The following is a 23,795-nucleotide window of genomic DNA, read 5'->3' as shown; positions in this document are numbered from 1 at the left end:
ACGGCGTGGACCGCACCGCGCGCATCGGGGCGCGACGGTGAGCGGACGGCTGCCCGACGCCCGGGTGCGCGTGCCCGTGAGCCTCATGCGCTGGGAGTCCCTGACGTTCCTGCACTGGCCGTGCCGTCCCGACGACATCGCGCCGCTGCTGCCCGACGGCCTCGTGCCCGACGTCGTCGACGGTGCGGCGTGGGTCGCGGTGACCCCGTTCCTGCTGCGGGACCTGCGGGCGCCCGGGCTGCCGTCCCCGCCGCCGTGGTCACGCGTCGTCGAGGTGAACGTGCGCACGTACGTGCGCCACCCCGCCAGCGGGACCGACGGGCTGTGGTTCCTCACGCTGCTGTGCTCGCGCGCGGCCGTGGTCGCGGGGCTGCGCTCCATCGGGCTGCCGTACCGGCGCGCGCAGGGGGCGGTGCGCGACGCGGCGGGCCTGACGACGTACGCGGCGCGCGGTGCCGCGGGCGGCGCGCTGCGGGCGACCGTGGTGCCCGGCGGCCGCGTGGCGCCCGACCGCTGGCTCGACTCCGTGACGGGCCGGTGGAACGCGTACACGCAGCGCGCGGGGCGGCTGTGGCGCGTGCCGGTCGACCACGCGGCGTGGCCCCTGCACGCGGCGGGCGTGACCGAGCTCGACACCGACCTGCTGACGTGGTGCGGGCTGCCCGCGCCGTCGGGGGCGCCGCACGTGACGTGGTCCCCGGGCGTGGACGTCCGCATCGGCGCGCCCCGCCTGCTGCCCCGCTGACGGTGGGGGCGGCGGGGGACGGTCCGTCAGTCCTCCTGCTCGACCAGCCAGTCGCGCAGGGCCGCGATCTCGTAGGCCGGCTGGAACGACGCCATGTGCTCGCTGGTGCGCCCGTCGTCCGACCCGCCGGCCTCCAGGACCGTGCCCGCCTCGAAGGTGACGAAGTAGATCCGGTCGTCGTCGGCGAGCAGCTCGTCCGCGGCCTCCTCGAGGCGCGTCGGCGACCACGTGGCGTCCCACGTCGCGGTCCCGAAGGGCACGTTCGCCTCGTCGAGCATCGCCTCGACGTCGTCCTGCCCGCGCGTGGCCCGCTCGTCCCCGCCGGCGGCGACGTACACGAACGTCTCCTCCGTCAGGCCCTGCAGGTCGGCCGTGTCCCACTGGCCGGAGACGAGGAGCTCGGCGGCGAACAGGTCCGGCTGCTGGGCGGCGAGGTACATGACCGTCATCGCGCCCATGGACTGGCCGGTGCCGTAGATGCGGTCGGAGTCGACCTCGTAGTCCTCCTGCACGGCCCGGATCAGGCCGGCCGTCATGTCGACGTAGTCGCTGACGGTGTGTCCGTCGAGGTCGTCGATGATCACCTCGGGGTACTGCGGGACGAGGACGAGGGTGGGCTGGCGCGCCTGCTGCTGCTCGCTCGCCCAGATCAGCGCGCCGTAGTCGGCGAGCGGCGCGCCGACGTCGTCGCCGACGCGGCTGGAGTCGGAGATGAACACGACCATCGGGTACGACTCGTCGCCGTCGTAGCCCTCCGGGAGGAACAGGTGGTACCGGATGGTGAGGCCGGCCTCGGCGTCGTCGTACTCCATCGGCTCGAACTGGTCCACCACCTGCTCCTGCAGGCTCTCGAGCGACGGGCTCGCCACGGCGTCGCCCGTGGCGGTGCCGCTCGCGCTGCTCGTCGCGCTCGGTGACGCGGACCCGGTCGGCGTCGTCGTCGTCGACGACGACGTCGCCGTCGGCTCCGTCGTCCCCGTGCCGCACGCCCCCACCGCGAGTGCCGCCGCTGCCACCAGGCATGCGCGGATGCCCGTCCTGCCCCTGTTAGCCCCCATCTCATCGACGGTACGCCCGCCTCCGGGGATCGGCGCGGGGCGGGCGGCTCAGGCGACCGCGGCCTGCGCGAACTGCGTGCGGTACAGGTCCGCGTACAGGCCGCCGCGGGCGAGCAGGTCGGCGTGCGTGCCCTGCTCGACGACGCGTCCCGCCTCGACGACCACGATGAGGTCGGCCTGCCGGACGGTGGAGAGGCGGTGCGCGATGACCAGCGAGGTCCGCCCGGTGAGCGCCTCGTCGAGGGCGGCCTGCACGGCCGCCTCGGACTCCGAGTCGAGGTGGGCCGTGGCCTCGTCCAGCACGACGACGTCGGGCGCCTTGAGCAGCAGCCGCGCGATCGCGAGCCGCTGGCGCTCGCCGCCCGAGAGGCGGTAGCCGCGGTCGCCGACGACGGTCCCGATGCCGTCCGGCAGCGACGCGACGAGGTCCCACACGTGCGCGGCGCGCAGGGCCCGCTCGATGTCCGCGTCGGTGGCGTCGGGCCGGGCGAAGCGGAGGTTGCCCGCGATCGTGTCGTGGAAGAGGTGCGCCTCCTGGCTGACGACGCCGACGGTCGCACGCAGCGACTCGGCCGTGACGTCGCGCAGGTCCTGCCCGGCGATCCGGACGGCGCCCCGCGTGGGGTCGTACATGCGCGTGACGAGCTGCGAGATCGTCGTCTTGCCGGCGCCCGAGGGGCCGACGAGGGCGACCATCGCGCCCGCGGGCACGGAGAACGTGACGTCGTGGAGGGTGTCGGCGACGGGGTCGTGGCTGAGGGTCGCGACCGACTCGAGCGACGCGAGCGAGACCTCGCCGGCGGAGGGGTACCGGAAGGCGACGTGGTCGAGCTCGACGCTCGCGCCGCGCGCGGCGACGGCCGTGCGCAGGTCCGCGGCGTCGGGCTTCTCGCCGACGGTCGGGACGAGGTCGAGCACCTCGAGCACGCGCTCGAAGGAGACGAGCGCGGTCATGACGTCGACCTGCACGTTCGACATCGCGGTCAGCGGGCCGTAGAGCCGGCCGAGGTAGGCGGCGAGCGCGACGACGACGCCGACGGTGAGCTCGTCGCGGATGGCGAGCAGGCCGCCGAGGCCGTAGACGATCGCGGTCGCGATGGACGCCACGGTGGTCAGGCCGATGCGGAACCACGTCGAGTACAGGGCGCGCTTGACGCCGATGTCGCGCACGCGCGCGGTCTGCTCGGCGTAGGCGGCGGACTCGACCGCCGGGTCGCCGAAGACCTTCACCAGGTGCGCGCCGGCGACGTTGAACCGCTCGGTCATCGTCTGCGAGGCGTCGGCGCCGAGCTCGTAGGACTCGCGCGTGATCGCGGCGATCTTGCGCCCGAACCACCGGGCGGGCAGCACGAAGACGGGCAGCAGGACGAGCGAGAGCAGCGTGAGCTGCCACGACATCGACAGCATCGCGGCCAGCACGAACGCGACCGTGAGCGAGTTGCTCACGACGTTGGACAGCGTGGACGTGAACGCCTGCTGGGCGCCCAGCACGTCGCCGTTGAGCCGCTGCACGAGCGCGCCCGTGCGGGCGCGGGAGAAGAACGCGAGCGGCATGCGCTGCACGTGGTCGAACACCGCGGTGCGCAGGTCGTGGATCAGGCCCTCGCCGATGCGCGCCGACACCCACCGCTCGGCGACGCCGAGGATCGCGGAGACGACCGCGAGGCCGGCGACCGTGGCGGCGACGCCGACGACGACGCGGGTGTCGCCGCGGTTGATGCCGTCGTCGATGAGCCGCTGCAGCAGCCAGGGGGTGAGGGCGCCGGCGGCGGCGCCGAGCGCGATGAGGACGAGGAAGACCGCGAGCTGGGCGCGGTAGGGGCGCGCGAACGCGAGGATGCGGCGCAGCGAGCCGCGGTGCAGGCGCTGGGCCTTGACCGCGGGGTCGCGCGTGAAGCCGCGGACGGCGTTGCCGCCGCTGGGCATCGAGGGGGGAGTCATGGGGCCTCCTGGGTCCGGAGGTGGGCGGCCGGTGCGACCGCGATTAGTGAGGTTACCTCACCATGAGCGCGATTCACTTCGGTTTCATTCCCGACTAGCCTCGACCCGTGGACGCCCCGCTGCACGAGGACGACGCCCCGCCGGCCGACGGCGCGCCCCGCAACGGCGGGCCGACCGGCCCGTCCGAGGAGTTCCTCGAGCTCCTGCACGACGTGCTCCGCAACGTCCGGCGCGAGGCGTCCGAGCTGCTCGGCCACGAGATGACGCCCGGGCAGCTGCGGCTGCTGCGCACCCTCGACCGCTGCGACCGGCCGCGCCGGCTGGGCGAGCTCGCCGACGTCCTCGACGTGGCGCCCCGCTCCGTCACGTCGAAGGTCGACCAGGCCGAGGAGGACGGCTGGGTGCGGCGCGTCCCCGACCCGGCGGACCGCCGCGCGACGCTCGTGGAGCTCACCGACGCGGGCCGCGCGCAGCTCGCGCGGCTGTCGGAGCGCCGCCAGGAGGGCGCGCGCGCCCGCCTCGACGTCCTGACCCCCGCGGAGCAGACCGAGCTGCTGACCCTCCTCCGCCGCGTCGCCCGCGGCTGACCCGGCCCGCTGCCCGGCGGTGAACCCGGGCCCGGCGGCCTCGTGACCCCGTTCCCGGCCGCCAGGCCCGGTGTCACCGGGCATCGAACCCGGCCCGCGTCGCCCGCGGCTGACCGGCACCTACCCGGGCGGTTGAACCCGGGCGTGGCGGCCTCGTGACGACGTTCCACGCCGCCAGGCCCGGTGTCACCGGGCGTCGAACCCGGATCTCGTCGCCCGCGGCCGACCCCGCCCGTCCCACCCCTTCACCCCCCGTCGAACCCGGACTTCGTCAGGGCGTGGGCGCGGGGGTGCTGAGGAAGTCCGGGTTCGTGGGGGAGTGGCGGGTGGGGAGAGGGGAGCGGGGGAGGGGGCGGGGGAGGGTGTCGGTGGGGCGTGGCAGCATCCCGAGGATGAGCGACGACGCCTTCGGCACCTCCTCGTCCGGCACCTCCCCGTCCGGCGGGGGCGCCGCGCGGCCGCGGCTGCGGGCGACCTCCATGACGATCAGCACCGCGCGCCCGCACGAGCAGGCGCACTTCTACGCGCGGCTGCTCGGCGGGCGCGTGACCGTCGAGGAGGAGGCCGACCCCGGCGACCCGAACGGCATCACGTGGGCGCAGGTGAAGCCGCCCGCGGGCGAGGCCGGGATGACCATCAACGTCGAGCACGAGCGCGAGTGGACGCCGCCGGTGTGGCCCGCCCGGGCCGGGGAGCAGCGGTCGACGCAGCACCTCGACATCCAGGTCGACGACCTCGACGCGGCCGTCGCGTGGGCGCTGGAGTGCGGCGCGCGGGAGGCCGACGTCCAGCCGCAGGACGAGGTCCGGGTCATGCTCGACCTCGACGCCCACCCGTTCTGCCTGTTCGTCTGACGCGCGGGGACGGGCGGCAGCGGCCGACGCGTCCTCGCCCCACCCATCGGCGCCCGGCGCACTCCGCCCGGGCATGATGGGCGTCGGCGGGCGGTGCACGTCCCGGCCGTCCCCCGCACGGAGGTTCACGATGTCGCACGCGTCCGGCCCGAGCCGCCGCGCCGTCCTGCAGGTCGGCGCGCTCGCGCTGCTCGTCGCCGCGTGCACCGCGCCACGTGACGCCACGTCGTCGGTCGCGACCGCGACGTCCACCCCGACGCCGTCCGCGACGCCCACCGCCCCGCCCGCCCTCGACCTCACGGCCGCGCTCGCGGACGTCGAGGCGCGGCACGGCGTGCGCCTCGGGGTGCACGCGGTCGACACCGCGCAGGGCCGCACGACCGGCCACCGCGCCGACGAGCGGTTCGCGTTCTGCTCGACGGTCAAGCCGCTCGCGGCGGCCGCGGTCCTGGCAGCACGTGGGGTCGCGGGACTCGACGAGGCGGTCCCCGTCACGGCCGACGACCTCGTGGACTTCTCGCCCGTCACGGGGGAGCGGATCGGCGGCACGATGACGTGGCGCGAGCTCGGCGACGCGGCGGTCCGGTACAGCGACAACACCGCGGGCAACCTGCTGCTGCGGGATGCCGGCGGGCCCACGGGCCTCACGGCCTACGTGCGGGGCATCGGCGACGACGTCACGCGCAGCGACCGCTGGGAGCCCGGGCTCAACGCCACCGCACCCGGCGACGAGCGCGACACCAGCACGCCCCGCGCGCTCGCGGCGACGTACGGCACCCTGGTCGTCGGCGACGCGCTCGGTGCGCGCGAGCGCGAGGTCCTCGCCGACTGGCTGGTCCGCAACACCACCGGGGACGCGCTGGTCCGCGCCGCCGCCCGCCCCGGGTGGACCGTCGGCGACAAGACGGGCGCCGGCGCGTACGCCACCCGCAACGACGTCGCCGTCGTCTGGCCGGGGCCGCTCGGCACACCCGAGGGCGCGCCGGTCGTGCTCGCGATCCTGACGGACCGGCCGTCCCCGGACGCCGAGCGCACCGATGCCCCGCTCGCGGAGGCGGCGGCCGTCGTCCTGGACGCGCTGCTGGCGGCGCGCACCGCCTGACACGCACCGCCTGACGCGCACTGCCTGACGGACCCCACCGGCCGCGCCGTCGCCTCGCGGCCCGGCTAGCGTCGAGCCGTACCCCACCACCGGAAGGATGCCGCGATGGCGCTGCTGACCTGCCACTTCTTCTCCGAGGCGCTCGAGCTGAACACGTCGGTGACCGTGCTGCTGCCGGAGGCGGCGCGCGGCCAGATCGGCATGGGCGGCTCGGACCTCGCCGGGCCGCCGCCCGTGCTGTACCTGCTGCACGGGCTGAGCGACGACGAGACGATCTGGCTGCGGCGCACGTCGATCGAGCGGTACGTCGCCGAGCGCGGGATCGCGGTCGTGATGCCGCGCGTGGCGCGGTCGTTCTACACCGACGAGGCGCACGGCGGGCGGTACTGGACGTACCTGTCGGAGGAGCTGCCGCGGGTGGTGCAGCACTTCTTCCGCGTGTCGGACCGGCGCGAAGACACGTTCGTCGCGGGCCTGTCGATGGGCGGGTACGGCGCGTTCAAGTGGGCGCTGCGGCAGCCGGAGCGGTTCGCGGCGGCGGCGAGCCTCTCGGGGGCGCTCGTGGTGGGCGGGCCGCGGGCGGCGGACCTCCACGTGCGGGTGCCGCACGTGTGGGCCGGCGCGGACCCGGCGGGCACGGACGACGACCTGCTGACGCTGCTCGACCGCGCCGACCCGGCGTCGCTGCCCGCGCTGTACGCGACGTGCGGGTCGCAGGACTTCCTGCTGGACGCCCAGCACCTCTTCGTCGAGCACGCCGCAGCGCGCGGCGTCGAGGTCGACGCGCACGTCCACCCCGGCGACCACGAGTGGGGGTTCTGGGACGAGCACATCCGCGACGTCCTCGACTGGCTGCCGGTGCGCACGCGCTGACCTGCGCGGACGGCCGAACGCCCGGTCGCGGCCCCCCGGCGACCGCGCGGACGCTCCTTGACGGATCGTCCGATTCGCGTACGTTAGGCACGCCTAACTGAGGTCCGCCTCACATGCGCGTCCCGCAGCGGGACGTGCCCGCCGCAGGGGGAGTACCACGCGTGCACGAGCTGCTGTCCGCCGCCACCGCCGACGCCTACGTCGACGCGATGCGCGGCACCGTCGACCGGGTCGCGGCTCGGTTCCGCACCACCACCCAGCCCTTCTCGGGCGCGAGCCGCGAGCACCTGCAGGCGCTCGTCGACGCGGTCGACCTCGACGGTCCCGGCCGCGGGACGGCCGCCGCGCTGCGAGAGGTCGACGAGCTGTTCGCGCAGCACGCCGTGTGGTTCCACGACCCCGCGTACACCGCGCACCTCAACTGCCCGGTGGCCGTGCCGGCGGTCGCCGCGGAGGCCGTGATCGCCGCGGTGAACGCGAGCGTCGACACCTACGACCAGTCGACGGTCGGCACGCTCATGGAGCGCCGGCTCGTCGCGTGGACCGCGGGCCGCATCGGCTTCCTCGCCGGCGGCGGCATCTTCACGTCGGGCGGCACGCAGTCGAACCTGCAGGCGCTGCTGCTGGCGCGCGAGCACGCGCTGGCGTCCGCGCCGGGTGCCGCCGGCCGCGACCTGGTCGTGCTCGCGACCGCCTCCAGCCACTTCTCGGTGCAGCAGTCCGCGCGCCTGCTGGGGCTCGCGCCGGACGCGGTGCGGCTCGTCCCCGTGGACGAGCAGGGCCGGATGCGCCCCGACGCCCTGGCCATCGCGCTGCGGCACGTCGAGGAGGACGCGCGCCTGCCGATGGTCGTCGTCGCGACCGCCGGCACGACCGACCGCGGGTGCGTCGACCCGCTCGCGGCGATCGCCGACACGTGCGACGCCGCCGACGTGTGGCTGCACGTCGACGCGGCGTACGGCTGCGGGCTGCTGGTCAGCCGCACGCGCCGGCACCTGCTCGACGGCGTCGAGCGCGCCCGCTCGGTGACGGTGGACTTCCACAAGGCCTTCTTCCAGCCCGTGTCGTCGTCCGCGCTGGTCGTGCGGCACGCCGCCGACCTGCGGCTCGTCGCGCACCACGCGGACTACCTCAACCCCGCGGGCGAGCAGGAGCCGAACCAGGTCGACGTGTCCCTGCAGACGACCCGCCGGTTCGACGCGCTCAAGCTGTGGGCGACGCTGCGTGCGCTCGGCGCGGACGGCATCGGGGACATGGTCGACGCGACGATCGACCTGGCCGCCGCCGTGCACCGGGTCGTCGGCGCCGACCCCGACCTGCGCCTGCTGTCCCCGACCGACCTGTCCACCGTGATGTTCCGGTACCAGCCCGACGGGCTGGACGACGCGCGCGCCGACGCCCTCGTCGCGCAGGTGCGCCGCGTGCTGTTCGACTCCGGCCGCGCCCTCGTGGCCCGCACGACCGTCGACGGCCGCCCGTGCCTCAAGCTCACGCTGCTCAACCCGGCCACGACGGTCGCGGACGTGCGGCGCGTGCTCGAGCTGGTCCGGCAGGCGGCGGCCGCGCTGGTCGAGGGCGGCGACCTGCTGGCCGCGGACGCGGCGGTGGCGCGGTGAGCGGGGCGGCGAGCCCCACCGACGCGCGCGTGCACGACGTCGTCGGCGTCGGCATCGGCCCGTTCAACCTCGGCCTGGCGGCTCTCGCGGCGCCGCTCGACCTCGACACGGTCTTCCTCGACACGGCCCCGGAGTTCCGCTGGCACCCCGGGATGATGCTCGAGGGCGCGACGACCCAGGTCCCGTTCCTCGCGGACCTCGTGACGATGGCCGACCCGACCAGCCCGTACTCGTTCCTCGCGTGGCTCAAGGCGACGGGCCGGCTCTACGCGTTCTACATCCGCGAGAGCTTCTACCCGCTGCGCGCGGAGTACGACGCGTACTGCCGGTGGGTGGCCGCGCAGCTGCCCGCGCTCCGGTGGGGCCGGACCGTGACGTCGGTCGAGGTCGACCCGCACGACGACGACCTGTACGTCGTGCACGCGCGCACGACGGACGGCGGCGTGGAGTCCTACCGGACGCGCCACGTGGTGCTCGGCGTCGGCACGCAGCCGGTCGTCCCGGCGGCGCTGCGCGGGCTCGGCGGGCCGGTCGTGCACTCGTCGGACTACCTGCCGCAGCGGGACCGGCTCCGGGCCGCCGCCTCCGTCACCGTCGTCGGATCGGGCCAGTCCGCCGCGGAGGTCTACCGCGACCTGCTCGAGTCCACCGGCCCGGGCGGTCCGCGCCTGGACTGGGTCACGCGCTCGCCCCGCTTCTTCCCGATGGAGTACACGAAGCTGACCCTCGAGATGACGTCGCCGGAGTACACCGACCACTTCCACGCCCTGCCGGTGGACGTCCGCGACCGGCTCGCGCGCGAGCAGCGCGGCCTCTCCAAGGGCATCAGCGCCGGCCTCGTCGACGACATCTACGACGCCCTCTACCGCAGGAGCGCCGCCGGACCCGTGCCCACCACGCTGCTCACCGACACCGAGGTGCTGGGCGCGTCGTGGGACGGCGCGCGGTACACGCTGCGGCTGCGGCACGCGCAGCTCGGCACGGAGCACGAGCGCACGACCGAGGCGCTCGTGCTGGCCACCGGGTACGCGGCGCAGGTGCCGGACGTCGTCCTCGGCATCGCGCACCGGCTCGCCTGGGACGAGCGCGGGCGGCTGGACGTGGCCCGCGACTACTCCGTCGACGGCGGCCGCGGCCGCGTGTTCGTGCAGAACGGCGAGGAGCACACGCACGGGCTCACCGCGCCGGACCTGGGCTTCGGCCCGTGGCGGTCGTCCGCGATCCTGGCGGCGGTGTGCGGGCGCGAGGTGTACCCGCGCGAGCGGCGCATCGCGTTCCAGGAGTTCGGCGTGCCGACCGGTCACGAGCCGCCCCCGGCCGGCACGGTGCCGGCGCCGGCCGCGCCCGCCGCCACCCTCGCGGCGCCCGCCGCCGCCCTCGCCGACGAGGGCGGCCGGTGACCGGCTGGCGCTCGCAGGCGACCGAGCCGCTGTCCGCGCAGACCGTGCGCGACGAGGCGTGGAAGCGCATCGGGCCGGTCCGGCTCGACCGCGTCGTCCCCGAGCGTGACGCCCTCGTCCTGCACCACTGGCTCACGCACCCGGCGTCCGCGTCCTGGCGGATGACGGACCTCGGGCTCGACGAGGTGCTGGCGTACGAGCAGCGGCTCGCGGCGGCCACCGACGAGCACGCGTGGATCGGCCGCGTCGCCGGGCGCCCGGCGTTCATGGTCGAGACGTACGACCCGTCGCGCGTCCTGCTCGCGGGCCTCTACCGCGCCCGCACGGGCGACGTGGGCATGCACCTGCTCGTCGCCCCGCCCGAGGGGCCGCGCCTGCACGGCCTCACCGACGCCGTCATGGCCGCGACGATGCGCTTCTGCTTCGGCACGCTGCGCGCCCAGCGCGTCGTCGTCGAGCCGGACGTCCGCAACACCGCCATCGCCGCCAAGAACGCCGCCGCGGGCTTCCGCGTCGTGCGCGAGGTCGACCTGCCCGGCAAGCGGGCCGCGTTGTCCGTGTGCACACGCGACGACTTCGCCGCCAGCCGGCTCGGCGCCGCCACGACCCACGAGGACGCCCGATGACGTCGACCGCCCTGGCCCCCGCGCCCACCGTCGCCCGCTCGCCGCACCCCGCCGAGCACCTCACGCCCGAGCACCTGGAGGCCGCGCAGCGCCACCTCGTCGCGAAGGCGCTCGCCGAGTTCGCGCACGAGCGGCTGCTCGCACCGTCGCTCGACCGGTCGCTGCCCGCCCGGCAGGGCCAGGAGCGCCCGTACGTCGTGACGCTCGACGCCCCCGGCGGCGTCCGCGCCGTCTACCGCTTCCGGGCGCGGCGGCTGGCGCTCGAGCACTGGGCCGTCGACCGCGCGACGCTCACCCGCGAGCGCGACGGCCGCCCGGCGCCGCTCGACGTGCTGGACCTCGTGCTCGAGCTGCAGCCGCTGCTGCGCATCCCGGACGACCTGCTCGCGCTGTACCTCGAGGAGCTGTCCTCGACGCTCGCGAGCGCGGCGTACCGGCGCGCGCGCGGCGGGCCGAGCAGCGCCGAGCTGCTGCACGCCGGCCTCGCCGACGTCGAGCAGGCGATGACGGAGGGGCACCCGTCGTTCGTGGCGAACAACGGCCGCATCGGCTACGGCGTCGGCGAGCACGACGCCTACGCGCCGGAGGCCGGGCGGTCCGTCCGCCTCGTGTGGCTCGCCGCGCGCCGCGCCGTCAGCCACGTCGCCACGGGCGCGGGGCTCACCGAGGACGCGCTGTACCGGCACGAGCTCGACCCGGCGACGCGCGACCGCTTCGCGGCCCGGCTGCGCGACCTCGGCCTCGACCCCGCCGACTACCGGTACCTGCCCGTGCACCCGTGGCAGTGGGAGCACCGCGTCGCGGTGACGTTCGCGCCCGACGTCGCCCGCCGCGACCTCGTCCTGCTCGGCGAGTCGGACGACACCTACCGAGCGCAGCAGTCCGTGCGCACGTTCCTCAACGCCGACCGCCCCGACCGGCACTACGTCAAGACGGCCGTCGCGATCCAGAACATGGGCTTCCTGCGCGGCCTGTCGCCCGCGTACATGCGCGCCACCCCGGCGATCAACGACTGGGTGGCGGACCTCGTCGACACCGACCCCGAGCTCGCCGCGTGCGGCGTGCGGGTGCTGCGCGAGCGCGCGTCGATCGGGTACACGGGCGACGTCTACCACCGCACGCCCCGCCCGAACGCGCACCGCAAGATGCTCGCCGCGCTGTGGCGCGAGCAGCCGCACACGCTGCTGGCGCCCGGGCAGCGGGCGACGACGATGGCGGCCCTGCTGCACCGCGACGCCGCCGGCGACGCGTTCGCCACCGCGGCGGTCCGCGCGTCGGGCCTCGACCCGGCCGACTGGCTGCGCGCGTACCTGCGCGTCTACCTGCGCCCGCTGGTGCACTGCCTGCGCGCGCACGACCTCGCGTTCATGCCGCACGGCGAGAACGTCATCCTCGTGTGGGCCGACCACGTGCCCGTCGGCGCGTTCCTCAAGGACATCGGCGAGGAGGTCGCCGTCCTGTCCGACCGTCCCCTGCCGCCGGAGGTGGAGCGCATCCGGGCCGTCGTCGACGACGACGAGAAGGCGCTGGCCGTGTTCACCGACGTGTTCGACGGCGTGCTGCGGCACCTCGCGGCCGTGCTCGTGACCGACGGCGTGCTCACCGAGGGCGTGTTCTGGGGCGTCGTCGCGGAGACGATCGACGCGCACGCGGCCGACCACCCGGACCTGCCGTCGGGCGTCGACCTGCGCGCCGCCCGGTTCGCGCACTCCTGCCTCAACCGGCTGCAGCTGCGCAACACGCTGCAGATGGTCGACCTGGCGGACCAGTCGTCGTCGCTCATCTACGCGGGGACGCTCGCGAACCCGGTGGCCCGCGGGGCGGTCGCCGGGGGTGGCAGCCCGGTCGGTGTCGCCCCTGCGGGCGTCGGCCGACCGGGTGACGGCCGGCCGGGCGACGACCGGGCGGGCGACGCCGGAACGGGCGACCGGGCCGGCCGGGCCGCCCGCGGCGCGACGGGCGAGACTGCCTGACGTGTGAGACTGCCTGACGTGGGGTTCGAGGTCTTCCGGGACGCGCTGGGCGTGCCGCACGTGCGTGCGTCCGACGAGCTCGCGCTGGCCCACGGGCAGGGGTGGGTGACGGCGCGCGACCGCGCGTGGCAGGTGCAGACGGACCGGTGGCGCGCGGAGGGCCGGCTCGCCGAGCACCTCGGCGACGCCGGCGTCGCGTGGGACGTCGTCGCGCACCGGCTGCGCCTGCCGGACACCGCGCAGCGCGCGTACGCGGCGCTCGGCGCCGACGACCGGGCGTGGGTCGACGCGTACACGGCCGGGGTGAACGCCGGCCTGGCGTCGGCCGGGCCCCCCGCCGAGGTGGCGGAGCTCGACCGCGTCCTCGGCGGCACGACGCCCGACGACCCGTGGCCCGCGTGGGCACCGCTGGGCGTCTTCCTCGTCAACCACGCGCTGTTCTCGACGTTCCCGCGCGTGCTGTGGCACGACCACGTGGCCCGCACCGCGCGCGAGTCCGGCCACGCCGGGCTGGCGGCGGTCGACCCGCTCGACCTCGTGCGGCTGTTCGACCCCGCGTCCGACGGGCCGACCAGCGGGTCCAACGCGTGGGCGCTGCACGGCTCGCGCACCGCGTCCGGCGCGCCGCTGCTCGCGGGCGACCCGCACCGCGTGCTGGAGCTGCCCGGCGTCTACCAGCAGATCCGCCTCGCCTGCCCGGAGTACGACGTGCTGGGGCTCGCGTTCCCCGGCGTTCCCGGGCTGCCGCACTTCGGGCACGCCGGGTCCGCGGCATGGGGCATCACCAACGCCGCCGCGCACGCCGCCGAGGTCTTCCGCGAGCGGCTGCGGCGTACCGGCGGGGGCGCGTGGGAGGCGCTCGGGCCCGACGGCTGGGAGCCCGTCGAGCACGCGAGCGCGCGGGTGCGCGTGCGGGGCGGCGAGCCGCTGACGGTCGACGTCCTGGAGACCGGTCGGGGGCCGGTCGTGGTGCGCGGGATGCCGGCGGACGCGGACGGCGCGCCCGCCGGGGAGCGCCGCGACGGGCCGGGGCAGGACGCCGGCCCCGCCCCGGACCTGCGCGCGGGGGCCGGCCAGGACGACGTGACGACGGGCGCGGTGCCGCGCGCGACGGTCGAGGAGGCCCGGTCGGTGCGGATGCAGACGCGGGTGGACGCGGACCTCGGGTTCGCGTCCCTGCGTCCGCTGCTGCGTGCCCGCACGGCGCGGGACGTGGCCGCCGCGCTCGCGGGCTGGGTCGACCCGGTCAACCGCGTCGTCGCCGCGGACGCGGACGGCACGGTGCTCACCTTCGACGCCGGCCGCGTCGCGGACCGCCCCCGGGAGGAGCGCCTGCTGCCCCTGCACGCGTGGGAAGCCGCGCACGCGCCGCGACCGTGGCGCACGCTCGCCGCGCCGCGGGTCGTCACCGACGCCGCGGTCGACGCGAACGAGTGGCCGTCCGCACCTGACCGCGACCACGGCAGCGTCTACGCGCCCGACCGCGCGGTCCGGCTGCGCGCCCTGCTCGCCGACCGCCGCGACCGCGCGCTCGGCCCGGGCGACATGGCGGAGATCCACGCCGACACGCACTGGGCCGGCGCCGGGCGGCTGCTGCGGCACGTCGCCGGGGTCGACGGCCTCACGCCCGCGGCCGGGGCGGTGCGCGACCGCCTGCTGGCGTGGGACCTGCACATGGACGCCGACTCCCCGGAGGCCGCGCTGCTCGCCGACCTGCGCGCGGTGCTCGTCGGCCGGCTCGTCGCCGAGCCCGCGATCGCCGCCCTGGCCGCCCCGCACCGCGCGGGTCCGGCGTTCGACGCGTGGTTCGGCGTCCGGGGCCGGGTAGGCGCCGCCCTCGCGGCGCTGCTCGACCGCACCGACCTGGGCATCGACGGGCCGGCGCACGTGCGCGCCGCCCTCGAGGAGGTGGCCGCGGCCGCGACGCCCGGCGACCACTGGGGCGCCCGGCACACCGTGCTGCCCGCGCACGTGCTGGCCGACGTGCCCGGCGCCGCGGTCCCGGCCGTGCCCGCCCTGCCGCTCGCCGGTGACCAGGACACCGTGCGGTGCACGGGCACCGTGCCGGGCGTGACCGACCGTGCGTTCCGCGGCTCCGTCGCCCGCTGGGTGTGGGACCTCGGGGACCGCGCCCGCAGCCGGTGGGGCGTGCCCTTCGGCACGAGCGGGGACCCGCGCAGCCCCCACTTCGCCGACCAGCACGCCACGTGGGCCGTCGCGCGGACGGTCGAGGTCGTCACCGACTGGGACGCCCTGACGCCGGAGCCGCTGCCCGCGGGCGCGGGGGAGTGACGGCGGACGCGCGGTCGGCGGTGCCGGACGCGGGGTCGGCGGTGCCGGTGGCGGCGGACGTGGGATCGGCGGTGCCGGTGGCGGACGTGCGGTCGGGCGTGCCGGCGGCGCGCGGGCTCACCGCCGCGTGGGCCGGGCTGCGGGGCGGGACCGTCCTCGACGAGCGCACCGTCGACGGCCTGGGCGTCCTCACGACGTCCGTGCTCGACCTCGACGCCGACCTCGCGACCCTGCACGCGTGGGTCACCGCGCGCGGCACCGGGTTCTGGGGCCTCGGGCACCTGACGGCCGACGAGCTGCGCGAGACCTACGCGTTCGTGGCGTCGCTCGACCACCACCACGCGCTGCTCGCGCGCGTCGACGGCCTCCCGGTCGCACTCGTGCAGGCCTACGAGCCGGCGCACGACCCGGTGGGCGACGTCTACGACGTCGCGCCCGGCGACCTGGGCATGCACGTGCTGGTCGGCGCGCGCCCGCCGGACCGCGCGCGCGGGTTCTCCCAGCGGCTCATGGTCGCGCTGCTGCGCGTGGTCGCGGACCGCACGGGTGCGACGCGGGTCGTCGGCGAGCCGGACGCCGGCAACGCCGCGATGCTGCGGCGCGCCGAGCTGCTGGGCGCCGTCCTCGGCCCGGAGGTCGACCTGCCGACCAAGCGTGCCCGCCTCACGTTCCTCGACGTGCCCGCCTGAGGCGACGGCCCGCACCCATCTCGCACCGGCGCACCCGATCTCGGTCGAGCGCACCGGACACGACGGGCGCACTCGTGCGGCAAGGGGCGCGCTCGCCGGGAGCGCAGGGCGGGTGCCCTGGCCCGGCGTCAGGCGGTGGTCAGGACCAGGGCGGCGACCGGCACCACCACCACCGGCGCCGCGAGCAGCAGGCCCTGGCGGACGATCACGCCCGCCGGCACGTGCAGGAGCAGCGCCCGGCACCGCTGCCACCACAGCAGGGTCGCGAGGGACCCCCACGGCGTGAGGACGGCGCCCGCGCCCGTGCCGATCAGGAGCGCCGCGAGCCGCAGCGGGTCGCCCGCGGCCGCCGGCTCGAGCGCCAGGTACGCCGGCAGGTTGTTCACCGCGTTGGAGGTGAGCGCGGCGGCCGCCGCGAGCCGCAGCAGGTCCCCGAACCCGTGCCCGTCGCCGGCGACCGCCGCGGCGACGTCCGCACCGCCGTGCACGCGCAGCGTCTCGACGGCGACGAACAGCCCGGCGACGACGAGCAGCGTGCGCCACGGCACGAGGTCGGGCAGGGGAGCGGGCCACGGGCGCCGGCGCGCGACCGTCGCCACCGCCAGGACGAGGGCCGCGACCCCGGCCGCGACCGCCGGCTCGACTCCGACGACGAACGCGACCGCCATAAGCGTCGTCACGAGCGCCGCCACCGCGAGCAGCGGGGCGTCCGGTGCGGGCCGCGCGGGCGTCGCGTCGTACCGGCCGCGCAGCGCACCGCGGTCCCGCACCGCGAGCAGCAGCACGGTGACGACGACGGCCGCGAGCGCGGGCGCCCACATCAGCGCCAGGTAGTCGGCGCCGGTGGCACGCAGCGCCCGGTCGGCGAGCAGGTTCGTCAGGTTGGAGACCGGCAGCACGAGGGACGCGGTGTTGGCGAGCGCGACCACCACGAGCGCGAACCGCAGCGGGTCGGAGCCCGTCCGGCGGGCGAGCGCGACGACCACCGGCGTGACCAGCACGGCCGTGGTGTCGAGCGACAGGACGGCCGTCGAGGCGGTCGCGAGCGCCACGACGAGCAGCCACAGCACCCACCGGCGCCCGCGGGCCAGCCGGGACGTCGCCGCGGCGGCCGCCTCGAACAGCCCGGCCGCCGCGCACAGCTCCGCCACGACGGTCAGCGCCAGCAGCAGCAGGAGCACCGGACCGGTGCGCTCGAGCAGGTCGCGCGCGTCGCCGCCGGGCAGCGCACCGGACGCGACGAGCACGCCGCCGACGACGGTCGCGACCAGCCACCAGGGCATCCGCCGGACCGCACGCACAACCGGACGCTACGGCACGCCGGCCGCCGAGGCCCCGCCCGCGTCGACGGGCCCCCTCCGTCCGGCACCCCGCCGTCGCCGAGGTCGCCGCTTCCACGCTGAGATCGCCGGTCGCACGCCGAGATCGCCGCTCGCGACTGGCGACCTCGGCGCCGAACCGGCGAACTGGGCGGACGGGCGGGGTGTGGACGGGCCGCGGTCGCCGGACCGGTCGTGGCTGTGGCCGCGACCTCGTCACTCACGCGCCGACCTCGTCACCCGTGCGTGACGAGGTCGCACCCGGGTGACGAGGTCGGCGCCGGTCAGGCGCCCAGCAGGCCCAGGTCGAGCGCGCGCAGCACCGCGCGGGTCCGGTCCCGCACGCCGAGCTTGAGCAGCACCGCCGAGACGTGGTTCTTCACGGTGCCGGGCGCGAGGTGCAGCGCGTCGGCGATCTCCCGGTTGGACCAGCCGGCGGCCAGCAGCCGCAGGACGTCGAGCTCGCGCGCGGTCAGGGGCTCCGGGCGGTCGAGCCCGTCCACGCCGGCGGGCCGGTCCAGCAGGGCGCGCAGCAGCCGGTCGGTGATCGTGGGCTGCCAGAGCCGCTCGCCGGCGGCCACCCGCCGCACCGCGTCGACGAGCTGGTCGAGCGTGACGTCCTTGAGGAGGTAGCCGCGCGCGCCGCCCCCGAGCGCACGTGCGACGAGCGCGTCGTCGTCGAACGTGGTCAGCACGAGCACGGGCGTGGGGTCGCCGGCCGCACGCAGGGCCTCGAGCACGGCGACGCCGTCGCGGCGGGGCATCTGCAGGTCCAGCAGCAGCACGTCGGGCCGGTGCTCGGCGACGAGCGCGAGCGCCTCGTCGCCGTCCGCGCCCTCGGCGACGACGTCGACGGCGTCGGTCAGCGCCAGCAGCCCGCGGATGCCCTGCCGGACGAGCGTCTGGTCGTCGACGACGACGACCCGGATCACGTCGGCACGCGCGCCGTCACGCGGAAGCCGCGGCCGGGGCCGGGGTCCACGGCGAGGGTCCCGCCGAGCGCGGTGACGCGCTCGCGCATGCCGCGCAGCCCGTGCCCCGGCGCCCACGCGAGCGTGCCCGGGCCGTCGTCGTGCACGGCGACCTCGACGAGGTCCCCGTCGCGGCGCACCCGCACGGCGAGCCGGGTCGCCTCGGGCGCGTGCCGGAGCGCGTTCGTCGCCGCCTCCTGGACGCAGCGCACCACGGCGACCAGCCGCGCGTCGTCCAGGACGAGCCCCGGCTCCACCTCGAGCTCGACGTCGAGGCCGGGCAGCGCCAGCACCCCCTCCAGCGCGGACTCGAGGCCACCGGGCGCGCGCCGCAGCTCGCCGACGACCGTGCGCACGTCGGTGAGCAGGTCCTTCGCGACGGTCCGCGCCCGGGCGACGTGCTCGTCCGCGCCCGCGGAGTGCGACGCGACCTCCAGCTCGAGGGCGAGCGCCGTGAGCTGGTGCCCCACGACGTCGTGCAGGTCCCGCGCGATGCGCAGCCGCTCGGCGTCGCGGCCGGCCGCCGTGAGCAGCGCCGTCGTGGCCCGCAGGTCCGCGTGCGCGGCCGCGAGCTCGGCGTGCACCGCCGCGAGCGCGCCGTGGGCGGCGTCCGCCTCGGCCCGGGCCTGGGCCTCGCGCCTGGCCGTGCGCACGGTGATGGCCGCGAACGCCTGGAACGCCGTGTAGATCGCCACGGTGAACGGCACGCCGACGACCCCCCGGCCGCCCAGCGCCGCCCCGACGGCCGTGACCAGCGCCTGCGCCGTGACGAGCCCGACGAGCCCCGACGTGCCGAAGGTGGCGCTCGCCGACGCGGCGGTCACGACGAACAGCACGGGCGTCCAGTCGGCGGCCGGGTCGGCCAGCCACGCCACGGCCCCGGCCACCGCGAGCACGAGGACGAGGGCCCGCTCCGGCGGCTGCCGGCGCGGGCGGACGAGCTCGGCGTCGACCGCGAAGGTCGCCGTGTACAGGAGGAAGGCCGCCCACCACACGACGCGCCCCGGCGTGGGGGCGTCCCGGACGGTGGCGTCCACGACGAGCTGCCCGAGCCCGACCGCGAGGACGGCGACCATGCCGGCACCGGCGCCGAAGCGGTCGGCCGGCCCGGCGGTGCGCGGCACGCCTGCGGCCGGCACGCCTGCGGCCGGTGCGCCTGCGGCCGGCACGCCTGCGGCCGGCACGCCTGCGGGCGCACCCGCTGCGGGCGGTGCCGGCGCGGGCGGCGTCGACGCGGGGCGCGTCCCCGAGGCGCGCGGGTCCCGTGCCCCGCGGGCGTCGGCACCCCCCGCACCGACCGGTCCGGCCGGCGCCTGCCTGCGGGCGGAGTCCACGTCGTGACCGTAGCGCGGGCCGGTCGGCACCGGCAGTGCCGGAGGTCATGGTCCGCACCGGTGACCGCCGGCACGTCCGCGGCGGGGGTGGGCGTCCCTAGCGTCGAGGGGACGCAGCGCACCCGGCCGGGGTGGGCGCACGACGGAAGGGGGCGGGCCGTGAGCGCGGTGCTGGAGCTGACGGACGTGCACAAGGACTACGGGGGCGTGGCCGCGCTCGACGGGCTGGACCTGCGGGTCGAGGAGGGCGAGCTCGTGGCGCTGCTCGGCCCCAACGGCGCGGGCAAGACGACCACGTTCGAGCTGCTGCTCGGGCTGGGGCGACCGACGCGGGGCACGGTGCGCGTGCTGGGTGCGGCACCGGGGACGCACCGTGGCCGCGTGGGCGCGATGCTGCAGGGCGCGGGCCTGCCGGAGCAGGTGACGGTGCGCGAGCTCGTCGGTCTCGTAGGCCGGGCGTACCCGCGGGCGTACGCGACGGACGACGTGCTGGACCGCACGCGCCTGGCGCGGCACGCGGGGAAGGTCGTCACCGCGCTGTCCGGGGGCGAGCGGCAGCGGCTGCTGCTGGCCCTCGCGCTCGTCGGCGCGCCCGACCTGCTGCTGCTCGACGAGCCCACCGCGGCGATGGACGTCGCGTCCCGGCGCGCGTTCTGGGAGCGGGCCCGCGAGGCCGTGTCCGACGGCGGCACGCTCCTGTTCGCGACGCACGACCTCACGGAGGCGCAGGGGGTCGCGGACCGCGTCGTCGTCGTCGCGGACGGGCGCGTGCGTGCCGACGCGACGCCGGACGACCTCACCCGGCACGGCCGGGACGACCTCGAGCAGGTCTTCCTGACCCTCACGCAGGAGCACTCGCACGCAGGACCGGACGGGGAGGACCGATGAGCACCGCGCACCGCACGACCGAGCCCGACGGGGCGGGGCCCGCGCGGCGGTCGGCCGCCGGACCCGACCCGCGACGGCCTGCCGGACCCGACCCGCGAGTGCCCGGGCCGCGCCGCACCGGTGGGCCGGCCGGCCTCGTGGCCCGCACCGCCGTGGTGCACCTGCGCTCGTCGTTCCGCAACGCGGAGTTCGCCGTCGGCGCCGTGGCGGTGCCCGTGCTGCTGTACGCGATGTTCGGGCTGCCGAACGCGTCGTCGCGGCTGCCGGGCGGCACGCGCATCGGTCTGGCCATGCTCGTGTCGCTGACCGCCTACGGGGTGGTGTCCCTCGCGCTGTTCACGTTCGGCGAGAACGTCGCGAAGGACCGCGGCCGCGGGTGGCTGCGCACGCTGCGCGCGACGCCGTTCCCGACGGCGGCGTACCTGGGTGGCGCGTCGCTGACCGCGGCCGTGCACGCGCTGCTCGTCGTGGCGGGCACGGGCCTGCTCGCGGCGCTCGCCGGCGGCGTGCGGCTCGACGTCGCCCAGTGGGCGGCGTTCGCGGGGATCATGACGGCCGGGGTGCTGGTGTTCAGCACGCTCGGGTTCGCGATCGCCTACCTGGCGCGGCCCCGCGCGGCCGTGGTGGTCGCGAACCTGCTGTTCCTGCCGCTCGCCTTCGCATCGGGGTTCTTCTTCCCGCTCTCGGAGCTGCCGGACGTGATCGGGGACCTCGCGGTGTACCTGCCCACGTTCCACTTCGGTCAGCTCGCGTACCGAGCCGTCATGCCGGCGTCGGACGTGGCGGTGTTCACGGGTGCGGCGACTCAGCCGGTGGCCGTGCACCTCGCGTGGGTGCTGGTCAGCGCGGTGCTGCTCGGTGCGGTCGCGCTGGCGGCGGCCCGCCGGGAGGCGGTGACACGCCGCGCCTGAGCCCGCTGAGCCTGAGCCCGCTGGGCCGCTCCCACGACCACGAGCGCGCCCCTCGTCGGCCGAGCGCGCCCGTCACGAGGGCAGCGCTCGCCCCACGAGGGGTGCGCTCGGCGGTAGCGGGAGAGGGGGCGTCAGGCGGACGGGCGGCCTTCGACGCGGTCGAGCAGGAGCACGGCGATGTCGGCGACCTCCGGGACGCCCGGGCGCGCGACGGCCGGGCCCGGGGCCGGCGTCCCGCGCGGGTCGCCCGTCGCGGGCGCCGTCACCGGCTGCGACGCCTCCGCCGCCCGCGTCGTCGCCGCCACGCCGTCCGACAGCATGACCGTGCAGAACGGGCACGCGGTCGCGATCGCGTCGGCGCCCGTGGCGACCGCCTCGGCGGCGCGCACCGTGCCGATCCGCTCGCCGATGCTCTCCTCCATCCACATCCGCGCACCGCCCGCGCCGCAGCAGAACGACGTCTCGCGGTTGCGCGGCATCTCGGCGAGCTCGACGCCGGGGATCGCGGCGATGAGGTCGCGCGGCGGGGAGTACACCTCGTTGTGCCGGCCGAGGTAGCAGGGGTCGTGGTAGGTCACGGTCGCGCCCGTGCCGTCGTCGCCGGTCCCGGGCGCGAACCGCAGGCGCCCCTCGCCGACGAGCCGGTCGAGCAGCTGCGTGTGGTGCACGACCTCGAACCGGCCGCCCATCGCGGGGTACTCGCGCGCGATCGTGTTGAAGCAGTGCGCGCAGGAGACGACGATCCGCTGCGCACCGGCCTCGGTGAGCGTCTCCACGTTCTGCGTCGCGAGCATCTGGTAGAGCAGCTCGTTGCCGGCGCGCCGCGCGGGGTCGCCCGTGCAGGTCTCGCCGTCGCCCAGCACCGCAAAGGACACGCCCGCGACGTGCAGCAGCTCGGCGACGGCCCGGGTGGTCCGCTTGGCGCGGTCCTCGAAGGCGCCGGCGCAGCCGACCCAGAAGAGGTAGTCGACGTCGGCGGCCGACTCGACGTCCGCGCCGACGACCGGGACGTCGAACGGCAGGCCCTTCGCCCAGTCGAGCCGCTGCCGGGCCGGCAGGCCCCACGGGTTCCCGCGCCGCTCCATCTTGGTGAACGTGCCGCCCAGCTCGGCGGGGAAGGCCGACTCCATGAGCACCTGGTAGCGGCGGATGTCGACGAGCGTGTCGACGTGCTCGATGTCGACCGGGCACTGCTGCACGCACGCGCCGCACATGGTGCACGACCACAGCACGTCGGGGTCGATGACGCCCGCACCGACGAGGTCCAGGCCGAGGTGGGGGTCCGCGGCCGCCTCGGCGGGGGCGCCGGCCGCGCGGGCCGCCGTCACGTACGGGGCCGTGGCCGCGGCGTGGTCGCGCAGCGCGGTCATGACGAGCTTGGGGTTGAGCGGCTTGCCGGTCGCCCACGCCGGGCACTGCTCCTGGCAGCGGCCGCACTCGGTGCAGGTGGACGTGTCGAGCAGCTGCTTCCACGTGAGGTCCTCGACGGCGCCCGCGCCCAGGCGCACGTCGTCGGGCAGGTCGTCCGCCGCGGTGAGGTCGAGCGGCGCCCCGTCGGGGCCGCGCAGCGGGGCGAGCGGCCCGAGCGCCGGGGCGCCGTCCGGCTCCCGCCGCGCGTACACGTTGACGACCGCGAGGAACCGGTGCCACGCGATGCCGGCCGTCGGCGACAGGCCCACGAACACGAACCAGCCCATCGACACGAGGATCTTCACGGTCGCGACGACGAGCACGGCCGCCTCGAGGGCGGACGCCGGTGCGCCCGTCCAGGCCGCGCCGAACCACGCGGTGAGCGGGAAGTGCAGCGCCGTCGCCCACGGCTCGCCGTCCTGCGCACCGAGGGCGTACTCGAGCCCCCGCAGCGCGAGCACCGCGAGCACGACCAGCCAGATCGTGGCCTCGACGACGTACGCCCACGGCATGTTCGAGCGGAAGAACCGGGACCGGCGCTGCTGCGCGGTGGCCGGCTGCGGGTCGCCGCCCGCGTGCGGGACGGCTCCGGGACCGTCCTCGGCGGGCCCTCCCGTCGTCACGGGCACCGCGGGCCGTGGGCGCGCGCGCAGCCGGACGTACGTCAGGTAGGCGATGCCGACGAGCCCGAGCCACGCGAACGCCTCGGTCGCCCACTCGAGCGGCAGCCAGTGCCCGACGAGCGGCAGCCCGTACCGCGGGTCGACCAGCTGGCCGTACCCGGTCAGCAGCGTCACCACCAGCACGGGGAACGACACCATGACGACCCAGTGCGCCGCCCGCACGGCCGGCCGCTGCCGGAACCGCCCGTGCCCGACGACCTCGCGCAGCAGCGTGCGCAGCCGCGCACCCACCGGGGCGGTCCGCCCGGGCGCGGCACGGCCGGTGCGCACGGTCCGCACGATCACGACGACGCCGCGCACGAACGCGGCGACGCCGACGGCCGTCGCGACCGACGCCAGCACGACGCACACCACCTGCAGTGGGCTCACGCGGCTCACGGTAACGGGCGGCACCGACGGCGGGCCGGGCCGTCCGGCCCCCGCGTGGCGCCCGGCCCGGGCGGGAGCACGGCGAGCGGTTGGTAGACTCGCGACGTTCCCTTGCCCATCACGACGGCGCTCGCGCGTCGCCGCGCATGGCCGC

Annotated in this window: 19 protein-coding genes; 13 read left to right on the top strand and 6 right to left on the bottom strand. The window is 76.8% G+C overall.

Annotated elements, in window-relative coordinates; all coding sequences use genetic code 11:
• The first annotated feature begins 37 nt into the window (after positions 1-37).
• Positions 38-745, top strand: coding sequence for a YqjF family protein (locus E5225_RS16130; RefSeq protein WP_135974340.1), 708 nt, complete (start codon positions 38-40; stop codon positions 743-745).
• A gap of 26 nt (positions 746-771) precedes the next feature.
• On the opposite strand, the gene E5225_RS16125 is transcribed toward E5225_RS16130, so the two are convergent.
• Positions 772-1,761, bottom strand: coding sequence for a carboxylesterase family protein (locus E5225_RS16125; protein WP_166436014.1), 990 nt, complete (start codon positions 1,759-1,761; stop codon positions 772-774).
• A 90-nt stretch (positions 1,762-1,851) separates the two neighbouring features.
• The gene (locus E5225_RS16120) at positions 1,852-3,744 is read right to left on the bottom strand and encodes an ABC transporter ATP-binding protein (protein ID WP_424945144.1); all 1,893 of its coding nucleotides are present in this window, start codon (positions 3,742-3,744) and stop codon (positions 1,852-1,854) included.
• A gap of 107 nt (positions 3,745-3,851) precedes the next feature.
• Between E5225_RS16120 and E5225_RS16115 the strand changes: the two genes are divergently transcribed.
• The 10 genes from E5225_RS16115 (at position 3,852) to E5225_RS16070 (ending at position 15,756) form a co-directional block, all read left to right on the top strand.
• Positions 3,852-4,331, top strand: a complete 480-nt coding sequence (locus tag E5225_RS16115; RefSeq protein ID WP_243738339.1) for a MarR family winged helix-turn-helix transcriptional regulator — start codon at positions 3,852-3,854, stop codon at positions 4,329-4,331.
• Positions 4,332-4,723: 392 nt separating this feature from the next.
• Positions 4,724-5,185 carry a VOC family protein gene (locus E5225_RS16110; RefSeq protein ID WP_243738338.1) on the top strand — a complete coding sequence of 154 codons (462 nt, stop codon included), beginning with the start codon at positions 4,724-4,726 and terminating at the stop codon, positions 5,183-5,185.
• Positions 5,186-5,315: 130 nt separating this feature from the next.
• Entirely contained in the window at positions 5,316-6,287 is a 972-nt protein-coding gene (gene bla / locus E5225_RS16105) for a class A beta-lactamase (RefSeq protein ID WP_135974338.1), read from the top strand.
• A gap of 105 nt (positions 6,288-6,392) precedes the next feature.
• Positions 6,393-7,160 (top strand): alpha/beta hydrolase, encoded by a 768-nt coding sequence (locus tag E5225_RS16100; protein WP_135974337.1) that lies wholly within the window; start codon positions 6,393-6,395, stop codon positions 7,158-7,160.
• 113 nt (positions 7,161-7,273) lie between these two features.
• Complete coding sequence (locus tag E5225_RS16095; RefSeq protein WP_135974336.1) at positions 7,274-8,776, top strand: pyridoxal phosphate-dependent decarboxylase family protein; 1,503 nt, start codon at positions 7,274-7,276, stop codon at positions 8,774-8,776.
• On the top strand, positions 8,773-10,176 hold the full coding sequence (locus E5225_RS16090) for a lysine N(6)-hydroxylase/L-ornithine N(5)-oxygenase family protein (protein WP_135974335.1): 1,404 nt from the start codon (positions 8,773-8,775) through the stop codon (positions 10,174-10,176). Before E5225_RS16095 ends, E5225_RS16090 begins: the two co-directional genes overlap by 4 nt.
• Complete coding sequence (locus E5225_RS16085) at positions 10,173-10,802, top strand: GNAT family N-acetyltransferase (protein ID WP_135974334.1); 630 nt, start codon at positions 10,173-10,175, stop codon at positions 10,800-10,802. The genes E5225_RS16090 and E5225_RS16085 overlap by 4 nt, the downstream gene beginning before the upstream one ends.
• Positions 10,799-12,775, top strand: coding sequence for an IucA/IucC family protein (locus E5225_RS16080; RefSeq protein WP_135974333.1), 1,977 nt, complete (start codon positions 10,799-10,801; stop codon positions 12,773-12,775). Before E5225_RS16085 ends, E5225_RS16080 begins: the two co-directional genes overlap by 4 nt.
• 18 nt (positions 12,776-12,793) lie before the next feature.
• Entirely contained in the window at positions 12,794-15,067 is a 2,274-nt protein-coding gene (locus E5225_RS16075) for a penicillin acylase family protein (RefSeq protein WP_135974332.1), read from the top strand.
• A gap of 71 nt (positions 15,068-15,138) precedes the next feature.
• On the top strand, positions 15,139-15,756 hold the full coding sequence (locus tag E5225_RS16070; RefSeq protein WP_167306027.1) for a GNAT family N-acetyltransferase: 618 nt from the start codon (positions 15,139-15,141) through the stop codon (positions 15,754-15,756).
• A gap of 128 nt (positions 15,757-15,884) precedes the next feature.
• On the opposite strand, the gene E5225_RS16065 is transcribed toward E5225_RS16070, so the two are convergent.
• From E5225_RS16065 to E5225_RS16055, 3 genes are all read right to left on the bottom strand, one after another.
• Positions 15,885-17,039 carry an SLC13 family permease gene (locus tag E5225_RS16065; protein WP_135974330.1) on the bottom strand — a complete coding sequence of 385 codons (1,155 nt, stop codon included), beginning with the start codon at positions 17,037-17,039 and terminating at the stop codon, positions 15,885-15,887.
• A 320-nt stretch (positions 17,040-17,359) separates the two neighbouring features.
• Positions 17,360-18,007 (bottom strand): response regulator, encoded by a 648-nt coding sequence (locus E5225_RS16060; protein ID WP_135974329.1) that lies wholly within the window; start codon positions 18,005-18,007, stop codon positions 17,360-17,362.
• A complete protein-coding gene (locus E5225_RS16055; protein ID WP_135974328.1) occupies positions 18,004-19,185 on the bottom strand; it encodes a sensor histidine kinase in 1,182 nt (393 codons plus the stop codon). The genes E5225_RS16060 and E5225_RS16055 overlap by 4 nt, the downstream gene beginning before the upstream one ends.
• Positions 19,186-19,539: 354 nt before the next feature.
• On the opposite strand from E5225_RS16055, the gene E5225_RS16050 reads away from it, so the two are divergent.
• Together E5225_RS16050 and E5225_RS16045 are read left to right on the top strand one after the other, a co-directional pair.
• Positions 19,540-20,268, top strand: coding sequence for an ABC transporter ATP-binding protein (locus E5225_RS16050; RefSeq protein ID WP_166435872.1), 729 nt, complete (start codon positions 19,540-19,542; stop codon positions 20,266-20,268).
• Complete coding sequence (locus E5225_RS16045; RefSeq protein WP_135972121.1) at positions 20,265-21,179, top strand: ABC transporter permease; 915 nt, start codon at positions 20,265-20,267, stop codon at positions 21,177-21,179. Before E5225_RS16050 ends, E5225_RS16045 begins: the two co-directional genes overlap by 4 nt.
• Positions 21,180-21,310: 131 nt before the next feature.
• On the opposite strand, the gene E5225_RS16040 is transcribed toward E5225_RS16045, so the two are convergent.
• Complete coding sequence (locus E5225_RS16040; RefSeq protein ID WP_135972120.1) at positions 21,311-23,641, bottom strand: (Fe-S)-binding protein; 2,331 nt, start codon at positions 23,639-23,641, stop codon at positions 21,311-21,313.
• Positions 23,642-23,795: the final 154 nt, after the last annotated feature.

Source organism: Cellulomonas shaoxiangyii (genome assembly GCF_004798685.1).
Lineage (GTDB): Bacteria > Actinomycetota > Actinomycetes > Actinomycetales > Cellulomonadaceae > Cellulomonas > Cellulomonas shaoxiangyii.
Note: the sequence above shows the minus strand (reverse complement) of the source record. Positions and strands in the feature narration are given on the sequence as shown.